Origin of the sequence: Pelomonas aquatica (genome assembly GCF_026712205.1) — a bacterium.
In the GTDB taxonomy this organism is placed as follows: domain Bacteria; phylum Pseudomonadota; class Gammaproteobacteria; order Burkholderiales; family Burkholderiaceae_C; genus Pelomonas; species Pelomonas aquatica.
Window position 1 is genome coordinate 116,263 of record NZ_JAPPUW010000013.1, and the last position, 19,460, is coordinate 135,722.

General features: G+C 70.9%; 16 protein-coding genes. 8 read left to right on the top strand and 8 right to left on the bottom strand.

Going from position 1 to position 19,460, the window contains the following annotated elements:
• The first annotated feature begins 169 nt into the window (after positions 1-169).
• The 3 genes from NYP07_RS15215 to NYP07_RS15225 all read left to right on the top strand — a co-directional run bounded on the left by NYP07_RS15215 (position 170) and on the right by NYP07_RS15225 (position 5,012).
• Positions 170-682, top strand: coding sequence for a response regulator (locus tag NYP07_RS15215; protein ID WP_268151834.1), 513 nt, complete (start codon positions 170-172; stop codon positions 680-682).
• A gap of 124 nt (positions 683-806) precedes the next feature.
• A complete protein-coding gene (locus NYP07_RS15220) occupies positions 807-2,315 on the top strand; it encodes a malonate--CoA ligase (protein ID WP_268151835.1) in 1,509 nt (502 codons plus the stop codon).
• A 60-nt stretch (positions 2,316-2,375) separates the two neighbouring features.
• Positions 2,376-5,012, top strand: a complete 2,637-nt coding sequence (locus NYP07_RS15225; RefSeq protein WP_268151837.1) for a diguanylate cyclase domain-containing protein — start codon at positions 2,376-2,378, stop codon at positions 5,010-5,012.
• Between the two features lie 4 nt (positions 5,013-5,016).
• Here the strand turns inward: NYP07_RS15225 and NYP07_RS15230 are convergent, their stop codons facing one another.
• The gene (locus NYP07_RS15230; RefSeq protein WP_268151839.1) at positions 5,017-5,511 is read right to left on the bottom strand and encodes a 3'-5' exonuclease; all 495 of its coding nucleotides are present in this window, start codon (positions 5,509-5,511) and stop codon (positions 5,017-5,019) included.
• A 31-nt stretch (positions 5,512-5,542) separates the two neighbouring features.
• Positions 5,543-6,118: a hypothetical protein gene (locus NYP07_RS15235; protein ID WP_268151841.1), complete on the bottom strand. Its 576-nt coding sequence runs from the start codon at positions 6,116-6,118 to the stop codon at positions 5,543-5,545.
• Positions 6,119-6,272: 154 nt separating this feature from the next.
• On the opposite strand from NYP07_RS15235, the gene NYP07_RS15240 reads away from it, so the two are divergent.
• Positions 6,273-7,973 (top strand): methyl-accepting chemotaxis protein, encoded by a 1,701-nt coding sequence (locus tag NYP07_RS15240; protein WP_268151843.1) that lies wholly within the window; start codon positions 6,273-6,275, stop codon positions 7,971-7,973.
• Here the strand turns inward: NYP07_RS15240 and NYP07_RS15245 are convergent.
• Positions 7,970-8,572 carry a hypothetical protein gene (locus tag NYP07_RS15245; RefSeq protein ID WP_268151845.1) on the bottom strand — a complete coding sequence of 201 codons (603 nt, stop codon included), beginning with the start codon at positions 8,570-8,572 and terminating at the stop codon, positions 7,970-7,972. The two genes, NYP07_RS15240 and NYP07_RS15245, sit on opposite strands and share 4 nt — an antisense overlap.
• Before the next feature lie 208 nt (positions 8,573-8,780).
• On the opposite strand from NYP07_RS15245, the gene cfa reads away from it, so the two are divergent.
• Positions 8,781-9,926 (top strand): cyclopropane fatty acyl phospholipid synthase, encoded by a 1,146-nt coding sequence (gene cfa, locus NYP07_RS15250; RefSeq protein ID WP_268151847.1) that lies wholly within the window; start codon positions 8,781-8,783, stop codon positions 9,924-9,926.
• Here the strand turns inward: cfa and NYP07_RS15255 are convergent.
• Complete coding sequence (locus NYP07_RS15255; protein WP_268151849.1) at positions 9,905-10,684, bottom strand: spermine/spermidine synthase domain-containing protein; 780 nt, start codon at positions 10,682-10,684, stop codon at positions 9,905-9,907. The two genes, cfa and NYP07_RS15255, sit on opposite strands and share 22 nt — an antisense overlap.
• Positions 10,685-10,704: 20 nt before the next feature.
• A complete protein-coding gene (locus NYP07_RS15260) occupies positions 10,705-11,448 on the bottom strand; it encodes a YoaK family protein (protein WP_268151851.1) in 744 nt (247 codons plus the stop codon).
• Between the two features lie 64 nt (positions 11,449-11,512).
• On the opposite strand from NYP07_RS15260, the gene NYP07_RS15265 reads away from it, so the two are divergent.
• Positions 11,513-11,698 carry a ribbon-helix-helix protein, CopG family gene (locus NYP07_RS15265; RefSeq protein ID WP_268151853.1) on the top strand — a complete coding sequence of 62 codons (186 nt, stop codon included), beginning with the start codon at positions 11,513-11,515 and terminating at the stop codon, positions 11,696-11,698.
• A gap of 6 nt (positions 11,699-11,704) precedes the next feature.
• Here NYP07_RS15265 and NYP07_RS15270 read toward each other — a convergent pair whose 3' ends face one another.
• Positions 11,705-12,064, bottom strand: a complete 360-nt coding sequence (locus NYP07_RS15270; protein ID WP_268151855.1) for a nuclear transport factor 2 family protein — start codon at positions 12,062-12,064, stop codon at positions 11,705-11,707.
• A 112-nt stretch (positions 12,065-12,176) separates the two neighbouring features.
• On the opposite strand from NYP07_RS15270, the gene NYP07_RS15275 reads away from it, so the two are divergent.
• Complete coding sequence (locus tag NYP07_RS15275) at positions 12,177-13,664, top strand: peptide MFS transporter (RefSeq protein ID WP_268151857.1); 1,488 nt, start codon at positions 12,177-12,179, stop codon at positions 13,662-13,664.
• A 33-nt stretch (positions 13,665-13,697) separates the two neighbouring features.
• Here NYP07_RS15275 and NYP07_RS15280 read toward each other — a convergent pair whose 3' ends face one another.
• Positions 13,698-14,759, bottom strand: coding sequence for a calcium:cation antiporter (locus NYP07_RS15280; protein WP_268151859.1), 1,062 nt, complete (start codon positions 14,757-14,759; stop codon positions 13,698-13,700).
• 108 nt (positions 14,760-14,867) lie between these two features.
• Here NYP07_RS15280 and NYP07_RS15285 point away from each other — a divergent pair, with 108 nt between their 5' ends.
• On the top strand, positions 14,868-15,248 hold the full coding sequence (locus tag NYP07_RS15285) for an RT0821/Lpp0805 family surface protein (protein WP_268151861.1): 381 nt from the start codon (positions 14,868-14,870) through the stop codon (positions 15,246-15,248).
• A 123-nt stretch (positions 15,249-15,371) separates the two neighbouring features.
• On the opposite strand, the gene NYP07_RS15290 is transcribed toward NYP07_RS15285, so the two are convergent.
• The gene (locus tag NYP07_RS15290) at positions 15,372-19,409 is read right to left on the bottom strand and encodes an LAGLIDADG family homing endonuclease (protein ID WP_268151863.1); all 4,038 of its coding nucleotides are present in this window, start codon (positions 19,407-19,409) and stop codon (positions 15,372-15,374) included.
• Between the last annotated feature and the right edge of the window lie 51 nt (positions 19,410-19,460).

Genomic DNA, 19,460 nt, shown 5'->3' on the forward strand with positions numbered 1-19,460 from the left:
ACGAAAACTGTCAGCACGGCCGGGTCGATGGCTGCCGGTCCAGGGTCCAAAAAAATGGCCAAACCGCACCGTGTTCGTCGGGCTCTCGGTTGCGCCCGCGCCCGCTCTGCGGCAACATGGCTCGCGCCTGTCGAAGGCCTATAACAACAATCTGAACGAGGACATGGGGATGGACAAGTCGAGGCAGCCTTCCGGGGCGCCGATGCATGCGCGGATCTGGCTCAGTACCACCCAGGACGGCACGGAGGCCGGCACGCCGGACGCGGGCGGCAGCAACCCGTCCGCTGGCAGCCACCAGCCCCTGGTCCTGCTCGTCGAGGACAACCACATCAACCAGGTCGTCGCGCTGGAGTTCCTGGCGCTGATGGGCGTGCAGGCCCGCCTGGCCAGGAACGGCATCGAGGCCCTGAGCGCCTGCGCCGACACCGCCCCCGACCTCGTGCTGATGGACATCCAGATGCCCGGCATGGACGGCCTGGAATGCGCCCGCCGCCTGCGCGCCCAGCAGCGCGAGGGCAAGCTGCCCAGCTTCCCCATCCTGGCCCTCACCGCCCACGCGCTGGACGCCGACGTGGCCGCCAGCCTGGAAGCCGGCATGGACGAGCATCTGACCAAGCCGCTGGACTTCGTCGCGCTGCGCACGCGGCTGCAGCGCTGGCTCAAGCTGCCGGAGCCGAACTGAGGCCCCTCGTCCGGCCGCGCCGCTGAACGCGTGCGCGGCCAGCAGCGCCCCAGGCGGGCCGGCTTGGGAGCGGCCCGGCGCTCGGCCCGCGGGCGGCTGCGGTGGCTTCGATAATCGCGCGGCCATGAACCTCTACACCGCCCTGCGCGCCGGCTTCCCGGCCGACCTGGACTCGACCGCCATCGACGCCGACGGCGCGCGCTACCGCTGGCGCGACCTCGAACGCGGCAGCGCCATGATGGCGAACTGGCTCGCACGGCTGGACCTGCCCGCCGGCAGCCGCGTCGCCGTGCATGCGGACAAGAGCGTCGAGGGCCTGCTGCTCTACCTCGCCGTGCTGCGCGCCGGCCTCGTCTACCTGCCGCTGAACCCGGCCTACCAGGCCAGCGAACTGGAGCACTTCATCCAGGACGCGGCGCCCGGCGTGCTGGTGTGCGCCGGCCGCAACTTCGGCTGGGTCAGCAAGCTGGCCTTCCAGCGTGGCGTGCGCTGGGTCTTCACGCTGAACGACGACCGCAGCGGCACGCTGCTGGACCGCGCCTCGCAGATGAGCGATGTCCACGGGCCGGTGGCGCGCGAGGCGGGCGACCTCGCCGCCATCCTCTACACCAGCGGCACGACCGGGCGCAGCAAGGGCGCGATGCTGAGCCACGGCAACCTGCTGAGCAACGCGCAGACGCTGAAGGCCTACTGGGCCTGGCAGCCCGATGACGTGCTGCTGCACGCCCTGCCCATCTTCCATGTGCACGGCCTCTTCGTCGCCTCGCACGGCGCGCTGCTGAACGGCAGCCGCATGCTGTGGTTCGACAAGTTCGACGCCGCCGCCGTCGCGCGCCGCCTGCCCGAGGTCACGGTCTTCATGGGCGTGCCCACGCTGTACACGCGGCTGCTGCAGGAAAAGCCGCTGGACTGCGGCCGCATGCGCCTCTTCATCAGCGGCTCGGCGCCGCTGCTGGCCGAGACCTGGCACGGGTGGCAGGCCCGCACCGGCCACCAGATCCTGGAGCGCTACGGCATGAGCGAGACGCTGATGCTGACCTCCAACCCCTGCCGCCCCGAGGACGGCCCGCGCCGGCCCGGCACCGTGGGCCGGCCGCTGCCCGGCGTGGGCCTGCGCATCGTCGGCGACGACGGCCGGGCCTGCGCCGGCGGCGAGATCGGCGGCGTGCAGGTGCGCGGCCCCAGCGTCTTCGGCGGCTACTGGCAGATGCCGCAGAAGACGGCCGAGGAGTTCACGGCCGATGGCTGGTTCAGGACCGGCGACGTCGGCCGCCTGGACGAAGCCGGCTATCTGACGCTGATCGGCCGCAGCAGGGACCTCATCATCAGCGGCGGCTTCAACGTCTACCCGGCCGAGGTCGAGGGCTTCCTGAACGAGCTGCCGGGCGTCGGCGAGTCGGCCGTCATCGGTGTGCCGCACCCGGATTTCGGCGAGGCCGTCGTCGCCGTCATCACGCCCCGCGGCCAGCCCGACCCGGCCGCGCTGATCGCGGCGCTGAAGGAGCGCATCGCCGGCTTCAAGGTGCCCAAGCGCATCCTCGTCGCGGCCGAACTGCCGCGCAACGCGATGGGCAAGGTGCAGAAGCAGCTGCTGCGCGAACAGCATGCCGCGCTGTTCTCCTCCACCACCTGAACCCGGCTCGCCCGGCCACCGGCAGCGCTGCACAATGAACCGCGCCCCAAGGCCCAGCCGATGAGCGAGCCCGCCACGCCCACCCCGACGCCCACCGAGGCCGCCCAGCAGCGGCACGCGCGGCGCGCGCGCTGGCGCGACCGGGCCCTGCTGCTGGCGCCAGCCCTGGCCTTCGGCTCGGTCATCCTGACGATCTGGGCGCTGGTGGCCTGGTATGTCGTCGCCTGGCCGGGCGAGTTGCGCGCGCAGCAGAACCAGGCCCTCGCCACCGCCGTGCGCGCCATCGCGATGCGGACCGAGCCGGTGTTGCGCCAGGCCGACGGCGCGCTGCGCGTCGTCGACCTCTGGCTGCTGAGCGCGCATGGCGGCGGCGACCCGCTGGACGACCCCTCGCTCGTGCAGCTCGCCGATGACGTGCGCGCCGGCTCCGGCCAGCTCGTCGACGTGATGCTGGTGGCCCGCACCGGCAAGATCCGCCGCCTGCAGCGCGGCGGCGCTGCCGACGGCGCCAGCATCGAAGGCAGCCCCGCCTTCGCCCAGGTGGACGGCATCGTGCCCGAGGGCGTCACGCTCGGCCAGCCGCTGGCGCTCGGCGGCAGGCTGGACGACGGCCACCCGCGCCTGCCGCTGCTGATGCGCCTGTCCCGCCCGCTGGGCGACTACGACTACGTGCTCGCCGTCGTCGACCTGCAGCGCCTGCATGCGATGCTGGCGCCGCTCGCGCCGCAGCCGCTGGCCGCCCTGGTGCTGCTGCGCACCGACGGCGTCGTGCTGTCGCGGCGGCCGGCGGTGCCCGGCTTCATCGGGCGCAACCTGTTCGGCGAGCTGCCGAGCTTTCGCCAGGAGCTCGGCGGCAAGGCGGGCTTCTTCAGCACCAACGGCTCCGTGACGGACCGGCGCGCGCGCATCGGCGCCTATGTGACGCTGGGCGACTTCGGCGTCAAGCTGCTGCTGTCCGACACCGAGGACGCCGCCCTCGCAACCCACCGCCAGCAGCGCAGCCTGCTGCTGGCCGGCGCCCTGCTGCTGAGCCTGGGCCTGGCCCTGCTGGCGCGCTGGCTGGGCCGGCTGCAGCGCGCGGCCCGGCTGCGCGACGCGACGCTGCAGGCCACCAGCAACGCGATGCCGCTGGGCCTGTTCCGCTGCGACGAGACCGGCCGCGTCGTCTACGTGAACGACAGCTATCTGCGCGTGCACGGCATGCGGCGCGAGGACATCGCCTGGGGCTGGACCCAGCTCGTCCCGCCCGAGCAGCGCGACATGCTGATCCAGCGCTGGAAGCACCACATGGCCAGCGGCGAGCCCATCGACATGGTGCGCAAGATGAAGCGCGGCAGCGACGGCCGCATCCGCTGGATCGCCGTGCGCACGGCGCCCCTCGTCATCGGCGGACGGGTCGCCGGCCAGGCCGGCACGGTCGAGGACGTGACCGAGCGCGGCGAGCAGGAAAGGGCCTACCGGACCCTGGCCGCCATCTTCGACATGACGCCCGACATCGTCTGCCAGGCCCGCGCCAACGGCGACGTCAGCTATATGAACCCGGTCGCGCGCCGGCTCTTGGGCATCGCGCCCGGCGCCGCGCTGGACGGCATCCGCATCGAGCATTTCCTGTCGGCCGAGCAGGTCCAGGCCTATCGGCAGCATGTGCTGCCCGCCGTGATGCGCGACGGCCACTGGCAGGGCCGCACCCGGGTCCAGGCCGGTGCCGACGGCCTGCCGGTGGACTGCACGGTGCTGGCCCACCGCGACGTGCGCGGCCGCATCGAAACCGTGTCGGTCATCATGCGCGACGTGTCCGCGCAGGCGCGCGCCCAGCGCGAGCGCGAGCGCAGCGAGGCCATGCTGCTGGCCGTCGCGCACACGGCGCGCGCGCAGTTCCTCGTCGGCGACACCGCGGGCCGCGTCATCTTCTTCAACGCCGCCTTCGAGCAGCAGCGCGGCATCGCGCTGCAGGACTGGGTGGGCCGGCCGCTGGCCGAGCTCTTCGGCCCGCGGGACCATGCCGCCCGCGCGCCGCTGATCGCGGCGGCCCTGGCCGGCGAGACGCGCCACCTCGACCTCGTCGACGACGGCGGGCGCGACGGCCGCAGCTTCGACGTGCAGTACGCGCCGCTGCGCGTGCAGAGCGGCCAGATCGAAGGCGTCATCGGCATCGAGGTCGACGTGACCGAGGCGCGCCAGGAAGAGGCGCGGCTGCGCCTGGCCTCGCAGACCGACGGGCTGACCCAGCTGCTCAACCGCGTCGGCTTCGAGGAGAGCGCGCGCCGCCTGCTCGCCGCGCCGCCGGGCCGGCGCCTGGCCCTGCTCTACCTCGACCTCGACAAGTTCAAGCCCGTCAACGACCAGCACGGCCATCCGGCCGGGGACGCGCTGCTGAAGGCCGTGGCCCTGCGCATGCGCCATGCGCTGCGCCCGGGCGACCTCGTCGCGCGCCTGGGCGGCGACGAGTTCGCCGTGCTGCTGCCCCAGCTGGGCAGCGCCGGCGACGCAGCCACCGTGGCGGCCAAGCTGCTGCAGGCGCTCTCGACGCCCTATCACATCGGCGATATGGTGCTGGAGATCGGCGTCAGCATCGGCTACTGCGTGGCGCCGGGCGGCAGCAGCCTGGAGGCCCTGGTCGCCGGCGCCGACGCCCACCTCTACGCGGCCAAGCGCGCCGGCCGCGGGCGCTTCCAGGGCGGCGAGATCGGCGATTAGGCGATCAGGCGGTCACGCCGTTCTTGATCTCTTCCAGCGCCAGCTGCAGCACGCGCGCATCGCTGCTGGCGCGGTGTCGGGTCAGCTGCTGGCGCCGGCGCACGGCCTCGGTGACGCCGCGCCAGCGCAGCGCCTCGGTCTCGCTGAGCAGGCGGCGCAGGTCGTCCAGCCGGAAGCTGGGCTGCAGGCCGGCCGCGTCGTAGAGCCGCGCCATCCAGGGGTAGTCCAGGCCCCAGCCGTCGCAGTAGACCGTCTGGCCCTGCAGGCGCCGGTTGATCTGCTCGGCCATCCAGCGCACCGGGCGGCCGTTCTTCAGCAGCAGCTCGCGGCTGATGCCATGCAGGGCCTCGGCGGCCTCGTCCCAGTGCAGCCAGTCGGGCTCGGGGCGCACCAGGCCGCAGAACAGCGTGCCGTCGCCGGCGACGAAGCCGACCTCGATCGGATAGCTGCCGCGGCCGAAGCCAGAGGCTTCGATGTCGAGGATGGTGGGCAGCTGCATCGGGCCGAGTTTGTCAGCCCACCGTGACGAATCAAGCAGGGTTGTCGATCACCTGCTCGCGCTCGAACAGCGCCAGCGCCGCGCGGCCGACCTGGCGCGTGTCCCACCAGGCATAGGCGCCCACGCCGGCCGCGCCGACCACCGGCAGCCAGCGCGACAGCGCCCGGCCCGCGGCCTGCTTGCCCAGCTGCAGGCCGATGGCGCCGGCCGCGCGCTGCAGCAGGGCCTGGGTCGCCGGCCGCACGATGACGCGCTCGCCGACGCGCACCGACAGGTCGCGCAGCGCCTGGGCGGCCGTGTGGCGGAACAGGCACCACAGCATCTGCGCCGGGCCGAGCTCGGCGCTGCGGCCGTACAGCGCGGCGATGTCGGCGACGAGCTGGCGCTGGATATGCCAGACGGCCAGCATCTCCGGCGCGATGGTGGCCCAGCCCAGCGGGCCCGGCGGCAGCGCCAGCGCGCCGGCGGCCAGCGCCGCCTTGCCGGCGGCGGCCTCGATGGCCTGCGCCGCCGCGTCGGCCGGCCGCGGGCTGGGCAGGCAGCCAGGCTCCGGCGGCTGGCTCACCAGGGCCAGCACCCGCTCGCTCATCCCCGCTTGATCGGCCATGCATCGCCTCCCGCGCGCAGACCGGCCTTCCTTCACGAACCCGGTCTGAGCTAAATCAAATCGATGGCACGGACTTTCGCACACGCGGGCCGTGTCGCTGCAAGATGCCGCATCGCCGAAACACCCTCATCAACTCGGCGGCAAGGGAGCCCAAATGAATCTGCTGACCCATCTACGCATAGGCCGCCGCCTGGGCCTGGCCTTCGCCATCTGCATTGCCTTCAGCGTGGTGCTGGCCGTCTACGCACGCAGCACGCTGGGGCGCATCAACGCCGACCTCGACCTGATGGTGAACGACCGCATGGTCAAGGTTGAAAAGCTGGGGCAGTTCAAGAACAACGTCAACACCATCTCGATGGCCGCCCGGGACATCGTGCTGGCCGCCGACGAGGCCGCCATCAAGCGCGAGGTCGAGCAGATCGCCGAACTGCGCCGCCGCAATCTCGACATCATCAAAAGCCTGGACGCGATCATCACGATCGACAAGGCACGCGTGATGCTCAAGGAGATCGGCCAGGCCCGCGAGGCCTACGCCGCGGCCACCGACCGCGTCATCGCGCTGCGCCGCGCCGGCGATGGCGAGAAGGCGCGCGACCTGCTGGTGGGCGAGGCCCGCCAGGCGCGCGAGAGGATGACCGGCGCGCTCGACACGCTGATCGGCTTCCAGAAGGAGCTGATGCAGACGGCCGCGAAGACGGCTGACGATCTCGTCCACTTCGCCGGCATCGTCGTCCTCGTGCTGGCGGGCGCCGCCATCGCGCTCGGCGCCGTGCTCGCGCTGCTGATCACGCGCTCCGTCGTCACGCCCATCGCGCAGGCGCTTCACGCGGCCGAGACCGTGGCCGGCGGCGACCTGCGCCTGCAGCTGGCGACCGACCGCCGGGACGAGGCCGGCCAGCTGCTGGCCGCGCTGCAGCGCATGAACGATGCGCTGGTGGGCATCGTCGGCACGGTGCGCGGCAATGCCGACGGCGTGGCCACGGCCAGCGGCCAGATCGCCCAGGGCAATGCCGATCTCAGCCAGCGCACCGAGCAGCAGGCCAGCAATCTGCAGCAGACCGCCGCGTCCATGGAGGAACTGGGCGCCACCGTCAGGCAGAACGACGACACGGCCCGCCAGGCCGCCCAGCTGGCCGCCAGCGCCGCGCGCGTCGCCGAGAGCGGCGGCCAGGTGATGGGCCAGATGGTCGACACGATGGAGCAGATCACCACCAGCTCCAAGAAGATCGGCGACATCATCGGCACCATCGACGGCATCGCCTTCCAGACCAATATCCTGGCGCTGAACGCGGCCGTCGAGGCCGCCCGTGCGGGCGAGCAGGGCCGCGGCTTCGCCGTCGTGGCCGGCGAGGTGCGGGCCCTGGCCCAGCGCAGCGCCGAGGCGGCGCGCGAGATCAAGAGCCTGATCGGCGCCAGCGTCGAGCGCGTGGAGGCTGGCAACACCCTCGTCGGCGAGGCCGGCCAGACCATGGGCGACGTGGTGAACCAGGTGCGCCGCGTGGCCGACCTCATCAACGAGATCAGCGCCGCCAGCGGCGAGCAGAGCAAGGGCATCGCCCAGATCGGCGAGGCCGTGAACCAGCTCGACCAGGTCACGCAGCAGAACGCCGCGCTGGTGGAGGAAAGCGCCGCCGCGGCCGAGAGCCTGCGGCACCAGGCCCAGGCGCTAGCCGAGACGGTGGCCGTGTTCAAGCTCGAAAATGCGCACCAGCCGAAACCCGCCGTGGCGGCGAAGCCCATCCGGCCGTCGACGCCGCCGCCAGCACCCGCTCGCAAGACGGTGCGCGCCGCCGCCCCGGCAGCAAGCGCGCCCCGGGCGACGGCCGCTGCCGACGAGGACTGGGCCTCGTTCTAAGCGACGGTGTTCACGACAACGCCGGACGTCTCCGGCGTGCCGCTGTAGCCGATATTGCTCTGCAGCTGGGTCAGCAGCGCCTGCAGCGTGGCCGAGCTGCTGGACGAGTTGCTGCTCGCGCCCAGGTCCGACTTCAGCTGGTCGAAGGCCGACTGCAGGCCGCTGGGCGTGTTGCCGCTGCTGACCTCGGACAGCACCGCGGCCAGGCCCTGGGCGAAACCGTTCCTGCCGGCGTCGCCGCTGGTCGGCGTCGTCGTGCTGCTGCCCTCGGCTTGGCGGGCCGCGTCGAAAAGCTGGTGCATGAACTCGTGCATGTCCTTGCGCAGCGACGCGGTGCTTTTGGCGTCCGTCGAAGCGCCGTTCGACGAAGACGACGAGCTGCCGGAGGACGAACTGTTCGGCACGGTCAGGCCCAGGCTCTGCAGGGCCGCCAGCAGCTGCTGAGCCATGCCGCCGCCGGGGCCTTCGCCGCGGTGGCCGTGGTGGACGCGACCGCCGTCGTTGTCGCCATCGCCGTCGGGGTCCGTGGCGCTGCTGACCTGGGACGCCGTCGGCGTGTACACCGCGACATTGCTGCTCAAACTGCTGATCGTGCTCATGCTTTCACCTCAAGACGCTTAACAGGGGTGGTCATCATGGCTATCGGCAGCCGCGGCCGGTGCTTCAAAAAGAAGGGCGGTTTTCGCCAGCCTTTACACCGCTTTGGACTTCTTCACGGAAGCGTCAGGCCTGACACATGGCGGCACCGTCGTGCTGCTTTTTCCGCCGTCGCAGGCACACTGGCGGTTCGCCGTTGAATGCCCTCGCATGCCGTCCGTGCCCGCCGTCGACGCCGCCCCGCCCGCCATCCTGCGTGAGCTGCTGGCGCGGGCCGATGTGCGCTTCAACGGCACGCGGCCCTGGGACATGCACGTGCACGACCCGCGCCTGTACCGCCGGCTGCTGACGCAGTGGTCGCTGGGCGCGGGCGAGGCCTATGTCGACGGCGACTGGGACTGCGAGCGCCTGGACCAGCTGTTCGAGCGCCTGCTGCGCGCCGACCTCGACCGCACCGCGCCCGGCCGCGCGCGGCTCAGGCTCCTCGCCGAAAGCCTGCGCCAGCGTCTGTTCAACCTGCAGAGCACCGCGCGCGCCCACCAGGTCGGCGAGCGCCACTACGACGCCGGCAACGATGTCTTCGAGGCCATGCTGGACTCGCGCATGATCTATTCCTGCGCCTACTGGCAGCATGCCGCCGACCTGGAGCAGGCCCAGCAGCACAAGCTGGCGATGATCTGCCGCAAGCTGGAACTGCAGCCCGGCGAGACGCTGCTGGACATCGGCTGCGGCTGGGGCGGCCTGGCGCGCTGGGCCGCCGAGCGCCACGGCGTGCGCGTGACCGGCATCACCGTCAGCCGCGAGCAGCTGGCGCTGGCCCAGGCGCGCTGCGAGGGCCTGCCCGTCACGCTGCTGCTGCAGGACTACCGCGCGCTGCAGGGCCGCTTCGACAAGATCGTCTCCGTCGGCATGTTCGAGCATGTCGGGCTGAAGAACTACGCGACCTACTTCGACAGCGTGCGGCGCCTGCTCGCGCCCGACGGGCTCTTCCTGCTGCACACCATCGGCGTGGACCGGCGCGCGCCGCACACCGACCCGTGGATCGAGCGCTACATCTTCCCCAACGGCAAGCTGCCCTCGCCGGCCGAACTGGCCGGGGCCATGGAAGGCCGCCTCATCGTCGAGGACTGGCACAACTTCGGCCCCGACTACGACCGCACGCTGATGTGCTGGGCCGAGCGCCTGGAGGCCGCGTGGCCGCGCCTCAGCGCCCGCTACGACGAGGGCCTGCGCCGCATGTTCCGCTACTACCTGCTGAGCTGCGCGGGCTTCTTCCGCTCGCGCCAGGGCCAGTTGTGGCAGCTGGTGCTGAGCCGGCCGGAGCGGCGCAGGGTCTACCGGTCGGTCCGGCCCTGAGCGCCGCTGCGCTGCTCGTGCAGCGCGCCGACGACCCGCGCGAACGCGGGCATCAGGTCGTCCCAGGCCTGGCGGTCGAGCGGGCCGGGCTTGCGCAGCACGCCGGGGCGGGCCGAGCCGGCGCTCAAGCCGCTGCCGGCGAAGGCGATGGTGTTGCTGCACTCGCCGTCGCCGACGAACAGCGCGTCGCCGTCGAAGGCGCGCTCGATGCGGGCCACATGCCGCGAGAACTCGGGATGGGCCGTGTGCAGATTGGCCACCAGCATGCCGTCCGCGCGCAGCGCCGCGCGGCAGTCGTCGTAGAAGGCCTGCGAGCACAGCTCGGGCGGCTGGCCCTCGTGGTCGAAGCCGTCCACCAGCAGCACGTCCAGTCGGTCGCGGGTCTGGCGCACGAAGTCGGCCCCGTCGCCGCGGCGGACCTGCAGGCGGGCATCGTCCGGCGGCACCTGGAACTGGTCGCGCAGCGCGATGACGTGGGGGTTGATCTCGACGACCTTGATGCGCGTGCCGCTCAGGTGGTGGTGGCAGAACTTGGCCAGCGACCCGCCGCCCAGCCCGATCATGCCCATCAGCTCCGGCGGCGGCACGAACAGCAGGAAGGCCATCATCGTGCGCGTGTAGTCCAGGTCCAGCGCATGGGGGCGCTGGATCTGCATGCGGCTCTGGATCTCGCAGATCGAGAAATGCAGAGCCTTGGTGCCCAGATCCTCGTAGACGAAGGGCTTGACGAATTCGCGGTGGTCGGCGGTATCGGGCATGGGGAACAGGAGGACGAAAACTAGGCGCGCTGCAGGTCGACGATCAGCGGCGGCGACGCCATCAGCACCAGCAGCAGCGCGATGGGCAGCGTGGCCGTGAAGCCGAAGTGCTTGAAGGCCAGCGCGCCGACGACGCCGCCGATGAAGAACAGGCCCAGCACGACGCCGTGGATGAAGAGCTTGTCGCGGTTGGCGCGCACGAAATGGGCCGGGTCGGCCGCGCTGGAGCGGTTCCAGTACAGCAGGCGGCCGAGCTCGATGCCGAGGTCGGTCACGACGCCGGTCATGTGGGTCGTGCGGATCTCGGCCTGCGAGATCTTGGTGACGATGGCGTTCTGCAGACCCATGATGAAGCACAGCAGCAGCACGGCCGTGGGCACCAGCAGATGGGCCAGCGTCTCCAGGTGCGCACCCACCAGGCCGAACAGCAGCAGCAGGCCGGCCTCCAGCAGCAGGGCCAGCGCGTATTTGCTGTGCATCTGGCGCCGCCGCGCCCAGTTGATGAGCAATGCCGTGCTGGCCGCGCCGGCCATGAAGGCCAGCAGCGAGGCCAGCCCGGCCAGGGCCAGCGCCAGGTCACCGACGGCCAGATCGTCGGCCACGCCGGAGATCACGCCCGTCATGTGCGAGGTGTAGCGCCGCACCGCCAGGAAGCCGCCCGCGTTGACCGCGCCCGCCACGAAGGCCAGCACCGCGCCGAGCTGCCGGTTGGCCGACCGCGTGCGGTGCCTGCCGGTGAGGCGGTGCAGGAAGCTGAAGGTCACGACGCGAATCTAATGTGATTTTTATGCGTTTGCAATTATCATTTTATTAACATAAGGAGCCGGCATGGAACAAAAGACCACCCGCCTGACGGTGCTGATCGACCCGGACAAGAAAAAGGCCTTCGAGACCCTGTGCGCGCAGCAGGACGTGACGCCCTCGCAGGTGGTGCGGCGGCTGATCCGCGACTACCTGGCCGCCCACGGCGTGAGCTTCGCGCCCGGCGGCAAGGACGCCGCCGCGCCGCGTTGAACCGGCTCAGGTGCCGGCTTCGTCTTCGTCGCCACGGCCGATGAAGGCGCGGATCGCGGCGATGCGCCCGCTGGCGTCGAGGTCGAACAGGTCGACCACATGGAGGGTGTCACGGCCGTCCACGTCGATGCGCAGTTCCGCCGCGACGCCCCGCTCGCGGGCAAACAGCGCCAGCACCTCGATGTCGAGCGTGCTCACCGCGTCGAAGTTCCTGCGCGTCTCGGCCAGCGCCGCGGCCTTGCCGGCGACGCGGATCTTCCAGTCGCGCAGCGTGACCGCGTCGGCCAGCAGCGGCTCGATGGCCGCCAGGTCGCGTGCCGCATAGGCGGCCAGGTAGGCACGCACGAGTTCGAAGCCGTCGGTCATCGCCGGTTGTCCTTGAAGCGCTGTTGTCGAGGGCCCGGATGATCGCCGAGGCCAGGCCCGCGGGATGACACCCAGGCGAAACCTCCCTTCGCGCCAGCACAATCGCCGCCCCATGAGATCCATCAAGCAACACTGGGACCGCGTGCCGGAAGGCTCGGCCGTCCTCTTCATCGTGCAGGTGTTCGCGACGCTGGGCTTCGCGGTGCTGCAGTACACGCTGACCCTCTACGCCACGCGCCGCCACGGCTTCACGAGCGAGCAGGCGGCGCTGATGACGGGCCTGTTCGGCGCCTTCAACTACGGCCTGCACCTGTTCGGCGGCTATCTGGGCGGGCGTTTCCTGAGCAACCGCAACCTCTTCGTCGGCGGCATGCTGCTGCAGGTGCTGGGCTGCGGCGCCATCGCCGGCGGCAGCCTCGCCGGCCTCTACTGGGGCATGGCGCTGTTCCTGACCGGCAGCGGCCTGAACGTGACCTGCCTGAACATGATGCTGACGCAGCGCTTCGCGCCCGAGGACGACCGCCGCGAGGCCGCCTTCCTGTGGAACTACGCCGGCATGAACATCGGCTTCTTCATCGGCTTCACGGTGGCCGGCGTGTTCCAGCTCGGCGAGGACTATGCGTCGCTGTTCTGGTTCGCGACGCTGGGCAATGCCAGCGCCATCGCGGTGGCGCTGCTCTTCTGGCGCGCGCTGGCCGACCGCGACACGCCGCTGACCCAGCGCCGCGGCGCCGATTTCTGGGGCCGCTTCGCCATCGGCATCGCCGTGCTGACCGGCCTCGTGCCCGTGCTGGCCTGGCTGCTGCAGCACCCCGGCGACACGGCCATCGGCATGAAAGCCCTGTGCGGCGCCGTCGGCCTGGCGCTGCTGGCGCTGACGCTGCGCCACCCGGTGCCGGCCGAGCAGCGCCGCATGCAGGCCTACCTCGTGCTGACGCTGGGGTCGCTGGTGTTCTGGTCGCTCTACCAGATGGCGCCCAGCGGCCTGCAGCTCTACGCGGTGGGCAATGTCTGGATGAACGTCTGGGGCCTGCCCGTCGCGCCGCAGTGGGTGCAGAACATCAACACCGTCGTCATCGTCATCGGCGGCCCCTGGCTGGCCGCGCTGTTCGCGCGCTGGCGCGCCAAGGGCTGGCCGGTGGACATCCCGATGCAGTTCTCCGCCTCCCTCGTGCTGATGGGCCTGGGCTTCCTGGCGCTGCCGCTGGGCATCCAGCTCGCCGACCCGGCCACCGGCCGCGCCGACTTCTTCTGGCTCGCCCTCAGCTATGTGCTGCAGGCCACCGGCGAGCTGCTGATCTCGCCGGTGGGCTACGCGATGATCGGGCGGCTGGCGCCGCGGCAATACCAGGGCGTCATGATGGGCGCCTGGATGCTGGTGACGGGGCTGGCGTCGCTGTTCGCCGGCGACTTCTCGGGCGTCGTCGCCCAGCCGGTGGACGGGTCGGCACTGGCGACCAATGCGGCCTATGCGACGCTGTTCACGCAGCTGGCTGCGGGCAGCCTGGCCACCGGCGCGGCGATGTTCGCGCTGCGGCCCTGGCTGAAGCGGCTGATCGAGGGAGGAGGCATCGCCACGGCCCGATCCGTCGATCGCTGAAGGCAGGCCCCGGCATCGGGCCGCTGCCGCCCGTCAGGGCACCATCGCCAGGAAAAGATAGGCGGCGAAGATGACCAGGTGGACCGCTCCCTGCATGGCATGCGTGCGCCCCAGGCCCAGCGTCAGCGTCGAGACCAGGAAGGTCAGCAGCATCAGCACCAGCTCCTTGCTGTCGGCGCCCAACACCAGCGGCAGGCCGAGCAGCAGCGAAGCGGCGGCCACGGCAGGGATGGTCAACCCGATGCTGGCCAGCGCCGAGCCGTAGGCGAGGTTGAGGCTGATCTGCAGCCGGTTGGCCCGTGCGGCCAGCACCGCCGCCAGCGTCTCGGGCAGCAACACCAGCATGGCGATGGCAATCCCCAGCACGGCGGGCGGTGCGCCGACGTCGGCCAGCACGGCTTCGATGCGCGGCGAAAGCACCTTGGCCAGGCCCACCACCGACACCAGAGCCAGCGGCAGCAGGCCCAGGCTCAGCCAGGTCCGGGCCCGGCTCGGCGGCTCGGCGTGGGCGTCTTCGCTGCCGGTGCCCGATGCGGGCAGGAAGTAGTCGCGGTGGCGCACCGTCTGCACGAAGATGAACAGCAGCCACAGCAGCAGCGCCATCGAGGCGGCGAAGGCCAGCTGCGATGGCGAATACGTGGGCGTCTGCGTGCTGGTCGTGAAGCGCGGCAGCACCAGGGTCAGGGCCGCCAGCGCCATCAGCGTGGTGAGGCTGACGCTGGCCCCCTCGACGCGAAACACCTGCTCCCGGTGCCGCAGCCCGCCGATCAGCAGGCACAGCCCGACGACGCCGTTGCAGATGATCATCAGCGTCGAGAAGATGGTGTCGCGCGGTAGCGTGGCCTTGTCCCCGCCGCCGGCCAGCATCATCGAAAGGATCAGCGCCACCTCGATCACCGTGACGGCGAGCGCCAGCACCAGCGTGCCAAAGGGCTCGCCCAGCCGGTGGGCGATGACCTCGGCATGATGGACCGCCGACAGCACGGCGGCCACCAGCGCCACGGCACAGACCAGTGCCAGCCAGCCGCTGCCGGGCAGCACGAGGGCGGCGACCAGCATGGCCATCGCGCCCAGCGGGGCGACGAGCATCATCATGGCGCCGAGCCCTCGGCCTGCAAACCCCACAGCCGTGGGCACACGCGGGCGGCGTTCGTGCGACAGTCAAGGTCGACAGGGTCGGCCCCGGCCTTCAGGAGATGCTGCATGTTCAAACGTCCAATGTACGGTGCTGCCATCGCCGTGCTCGTCACCCTGGCCAGCCCGATGGCCTCGGCTGCCGGCTGGGTCGCGATCCTCAAGAACTCGCCCGTCGAGGACTTTAACGACGAAGACCTGCGGCTCTACCTCGACGCGGTGAAACAGGTGCTCTACGCGCCGGCGTCGCCGCAGCCGCTGGAATGGCAGAACACGGCGTCGGGGGCCAGCGGCACGCTGCTGGTGGTGGGCCATCCCCAGCTCAAGAACCAGGGCGAATGCCGGCAGGTGCGCATCACGGTGCATTCCAGGAAGCGCCAGGGCGGCCCGTCGCTGTTCACGGCCTGCAGGCAGGCCGACGCGGGCTGGATGCTGATCGGCACGAACTGAGGTGAGCCCTCAGCCGCCCGAGCCCCCGTGCGGCTTGCCCAGGATGGTCAGCGCGTTGACCACGTTGACCTTGGCGCCGACCGGAATGGCGCCCACATACCCCCTACCTGACGCCGCACACCCTCATCCGCACTGCCCCACATAGCCGCAGGCCGTGCAGAAATCGCAGCCGTCCTTGTGGATCATCGTCGCGTTGCCGCACTCCGGGCAGGGCTTGCCGGCCTGCACCTGCAGCATGCCGACCGCCGCGGCGAGCTTGGGTGCGGGCGTCTGCAGCAGGCCCATGTCGGTCAGCGGCTGGCCGGCTTCGTCGAGGATGCCCAGCATCGCGTAGCGGTGGATGACGAGCCGCGCCACATAGGCCACCGTCGACGGCCAGACCTGCTGGCGCCGTTCGCCGTTCAGTGAAGGCACCGGCGCCATGAAGTGGCCCAGCGGCTCGCCGACATTGAGCAGCTTGCGCAGCTTCATCGCGATCCAGCCCGGGTCCATCACGCGCATGTCCAGCGACAACAGGCGCGCCAGGCCGTCCAGCGCCTTGGGGTAGTTGCCCGAGAAGCCCATCGCGCAGGGGCGCGTCACCGTGCCGCCGTCGGGTGTCGGCAGCACGACCTCCTTCAGCGTCAGCGTGAACTGCTCGTTCGTGGCCGGGTTGTCCACGTCGACGGCCCAGGCCAGCGTGCCGGACACGCCGGTGCGCGGCTCGTTGCGGCTGAACATCGCGTCCACCACCGGCGTGGGGCCGCCCTCGGCCAGTGCGCCGAGCTGCTCGCAGCGCCAGCGGATGACGGCCGCCGTCGCGGCGACGACGCCGGGGAAGAGACGCTTCTCTCCGCCGGGCGGCGTGGGCATCTCGAAGGCGCGCTCCTCGGCCACGGTGGCGAGCGCGTCGAGCTTGAGGCGCAGCCAGGCCGCGTCGTTGGTGCGCAGGTCCATCGACAGCGTCTTGGCCAGCGCGGCCAGGCCGCGCGGCTGCTCGGCGCCGTTGACCCAGACTTCGAAGGGCAGGTTGCGGCCGAACAGGCCGCCGTCGGGACCGTCCAGCGGCAGCTCGCCGATGAAGAGGGCGAAGTCGCCGTGCGGATGCTGGATCAGATAGCTCCAGGCCGGGTTGCCGCCGGGCATCTCCGGGCGGCTGGGCCAGCGCAGCGACGCGACGACGGCCTGCGGCAGGCGCTCGACCTTCAGGCGCTGGTTGGTGCCGTCGACCTCGGCGCGCAACGGCTCGGGCTGCTTCACTTCCGGCGTCACGCTGAGCACCGAGCCCAGCACGCTGTTGGGCCGGTAGGTGGCCAGGCCCTTGAGCTTGGCGCCCCAGGCCTGCACGTAGAGATCCTGGAAGTCCTCGTAGGGGTAGTCGGCCGGCACGTTGACGGTCTTGCTGATCGACGTGTCGATATAGGGCGCGACGGCCGCGACCATGGCGGCGTGGTCGGCCGCGCTCAGCTCCAGCGCGGTGACGAAGGCGTCGCTCAACGGCGCGTCGGCGCCGAACAGATGGCGATAGAGGCGCCAGGCATGGTCCTCGACGGCGTACTCCTTGAAGCCGCCGCCTTCGGCCTGCGGCAGGCGCTTCTTGCGCGTGTAGGTCCACGAGAAGGCCGGCTCGATGCCATTGCTGGCGTTGTCGGCGAAGGCCAGGCTGATGGTGCCGGTGGGCGCGATGGACAGCAGGTGGGAGTTGCGCAGGCCCTGGGCGCGGATCCTGTCCTTCAGGCCCTGAGGCAGCCGCGACGCGAAGCTGCCGCCTGACAGATACAGGTCGGCATTGAACAGCGGGAAGCTGCCGCGCTCGGCGGCGAGGTCGCTGGACGCCGCATAGGCCGCGTCGCGCATCAGCTCGCTGATATGGCTGGCCATGTCGCGCGCGGCCTGCGTGTCGTAGCGCAGGTTCAGCATGACGAGGGCGTCGCCCAGCCCCGTGAAGCCCAGGCCGACGCGGCGCTTGTTGGCGGCCTCCTGGGCCTGCGCGGGCAGCGGCCAGGGCGTCACGTCGAGCACGTTGTCCAGCATGCGCGTGGCCACGGCGACGACTTCGGCAAAGCCGGCCTCATCGAAGCTCGGCTGCGGCGAAAATGGTTCGCTCACGAAACGGGTCAGGTCGATGGAGCCGAGGCAGCAGCAGCCGTAGGGCGGAAGCGGCTGCTCAGCACAATTGTGTACATACAGACCGTTGGCGTCGAAGGCGTGCACATGCTCGACGGTCACGTCGTAGACGGCCTCGACCCCATCGGGCTCAATGGCCTCGACGGTGGCCGTGAAACGTTCACGATTGAGCTCACGCCGGTAGCTGCCCAGCAGTTCGTCCAACCGCGCTTGCTTGGCGCTGTCCTCGAAGCCCACCTGCTCGGCGTAACGGCGCAGGTTGTCGCCGCTGATGACCAGCTCGTGCACAGCTCGGCGTTGATAGTCGCGCTCGCCACCTCGGCCGTCAGGCATGCGTTGCAGCCCGGCGGGTTTGCGGTCGCGGTAGATCGACGCCGCGATGCCCAGGCGCGCCAGCATGCGTTGCACAACCTGCAGCTGTTCGAGGTCGGCTTGCGTCAACCGCACGCTGACGCCCTTGTCCTGTACGCCTTGCACGGAACCATCGGCATCGAAGAATCCGCGCAACAGCCCGCGATGGAATTCCGAGGACGTCGCCTCCATCGCCGGCGTGATGCGCTTGTTGCCCGGCGCCGCACCCAGGGAGGCCGCCAGGTCGCGCAGGCCCGTGGACGCCAAACGGAATTCGCCGCGCCCGCCGATCGGGCGCTGCCAACCCTTGAAGTCCGCACGGCTGGCAATGGCGGTGCGCATGGCCGTCTCGGCTGCGCGCATGACGCTGTCGACGCTCGCCGGCCGATGGCCCACATCGCTGCCGACGGCCTTCAGCTCCGGTGCCCAGACGGACAGCACGGCCTTGTCGGCCTTCAGCGTGCCGTCGCCGATCAACAGGCCCAGCAGATAACCCTCGGATTCGGTGCGAGGCCCCTCCCAGCCCTGCAGCGCACGATGGTCGTGCAACATCAATTCATCGCCAGGTTTCAACTCGGCGGCGGGCGCCCATTCGGCTTCGACCAGGTAGCGGGTCTTGCGCGTCACTCGGCGCACCGGGTGGTCGCCAGTCAGGCGCAGCTCATGCCCCTCGCGAGTGCTCAGGCGCAGCACGGGCTTCACGCCAGTGGCGAAGAAGCCCGCCGACTCGCTGGCGTAGGCCTTGCCATCGACGATGGCATGGAAGGGCCGGCCGATCAGCTCGGCCACCTGGCGCGGGCCATCGCTGGTCAGGGTCCAGGTGCCGGCCGTCACGCACGGGTTGGTCGCCGCAATCGTCTCGCAGTAGTGCAGGTTGTTGTCGGCATTGATGCGGTCCAGGAAGAGCACGCCGGGCTCGGCGTGGTCGTAGGTGGAGCGCATGACCTGGTCCCACAGCGCGCGGGCCTTGACCTTGCGGTAGACCCATTGGCCGTCGCCGCGCTGGTAGGCGCCGGCCTCGATCTGCTCGACGCTGGGCTGGGCCTTGTGCGCCAGCTCGACGAGGCCGTCGGCCTGCACGGCCTCCATGAAGGCGTCGGTCACGCCGATGGAGATGTTGAAGTTGCGCAGGTCGCCCTCGTCCTTGGCATGGATGAAGGCTTCGATGTCGGGGTGGTCGCAGCGCAGCACGCCCATCTGCGCGCCGCGGCGGCTGCCGGCGCTCTCCACCGTCTCGCAGCTGCGGTCGAAGACGCGCATATAGCTGATCGGGCCCGAGGCATGGCTGCGCGTGGAGCCCACCCAGGCGCCGGCCGGGCGGATGCGGCTGAAGTCATAGCCGACGCCGCCGCCGCGGCGCATGGTCTCGGCGGCCTCGGTCAGCGCGGTGTAGATGCCGGGCACGCCGTCCTCGGGCGTCGCGATGGAGTCGCCCACCGGCTGCACGAAGCAGTTGATGAGGGTGGCCGACAGCTCGGTGCCGGCGGCCGACATGATGCGGCCGGCCGGCACGAAGCCGCGCTGCTGGGCGGCCAGGAAGGCGGCCGTCCATTTCGCCCGGTCGGCGGGCTTCTCGGCCGCGCCGAGCGCGCGGGCGACGCGTTCGCGCAGTTCGTCAGCATGCTGCTCGCCGCCCTTGGCGTATTTCTCGATGAGGACTTCGCTGCTGATGTCCTGAAGCGGGAGATCGGTGATGGCGCTCACGGCGGCCTCGTGATACTGGATAAAAGAACAGTCTACGACTCCGCGGCCTCG

Excerpts from the sequence above, each read along its gene's own strand:
- NYP07_RS15215 (WP_268151834.1), top strand. The coding sequence starts at position 170 with ATGGACAAGTCGAGGCAGCCTTCCGGGGCGCCGATGCATGCGCGGATC.
- NYP07_RS15220 (WP_268151835.1), top strand. The coding sequence starts at position 807 with ATGAACCTCTACACCGCCCTGCGCGCCGGCTTCCCGGCCGACCTGGAC.
- NYP07_RS15225 (WP_268151837.1), top strand. The coding sequence starts at position 2,376 with ATGAGCGAGCCCGCCACGCCCACCCCGACGCCCACCGAGGCCGCCCAG.
- NYP07_RS15230 (WP_268151839.1), bottom strand. The coding sequence starts at position 5,511 with ATGCAGCTGCCCACCATCCTCGACATCGAAGCCTCTGGCTTCGGCCGC.
- NYP07_RS15235 (WP_268151841.1), bottom strand. The coding sequence starts at position 6,118 with ATGGCCGATCAAGCGGGGATGAGCGAGCGGGTGCTGGCCCTGGTGAGC.
- NYP07_RS15240 (WP_268151843.1), top strand. The coding sequence starts at position 6,273 with ATGAATCTGCTGACCCATCTACGCATAGGCCGCCGCCTGGGCCTGGCC.
- NYP07_RS15245 (WP_268151845.1), bottom strand. The coding sequence starts at position 8,572 with ATGAGCACGATCAGCAGTTTGAGCAGCAATGTCGCGGTGTACACGCCG.
- cfa (WP_268151847.1), top strand. The coding sequence starts at position 8,781 with ATGCCGTCCGTGCCCGCCGTCGACGCCGCCCCGCCCGCCATCCTGCGT.
- NYP07_RS15255 (WP_268151849.1), bottom strand. The coding sequence starts at position 10,684 with ATGCCCGATACCGCCGACCACCGCGAATTCGTCAAGCCCTTCGTCTAC.
- NYP07_RS15265 (WP_268151853.1), top strand. The coding sequence starts at position 11,513 with ATGGAACAAAAGACCACCCGCCTGACGGTGCTGATCGACCCGGACAAG.
- NYP07_RS15270 (WP_268151855.1), bottom strand. The coding sequence starts at position 12,064 with ATGACCGACGGCTTCGAACTCGTGCGTGCCTACCTGGCCGCCTATGCG.
- NYP07_RS15275 (WP_268151857.1), top strand. The coding sequence starts at position 12,177 with ATGAGATCCATCAAGCAACACTGGGACCGCGTGCCGGAAGGCTCGGCC.
- NYP07_RS15280 (WP_268151859.1), bottom strand. The coding sequence starts at position 14,759 with ATGATGATGCTCGTCGCCCCGCTGGGCGCGATGGCCATGCTGGTCGCC.
- NYP07_RS15285 (WP_268151861.1), top strand. The coding sequence starts at position 14,868 with ATGTTCAAACGTCCAATGTACGGTGCTGCCATCGCCGTGCTCGTCACC.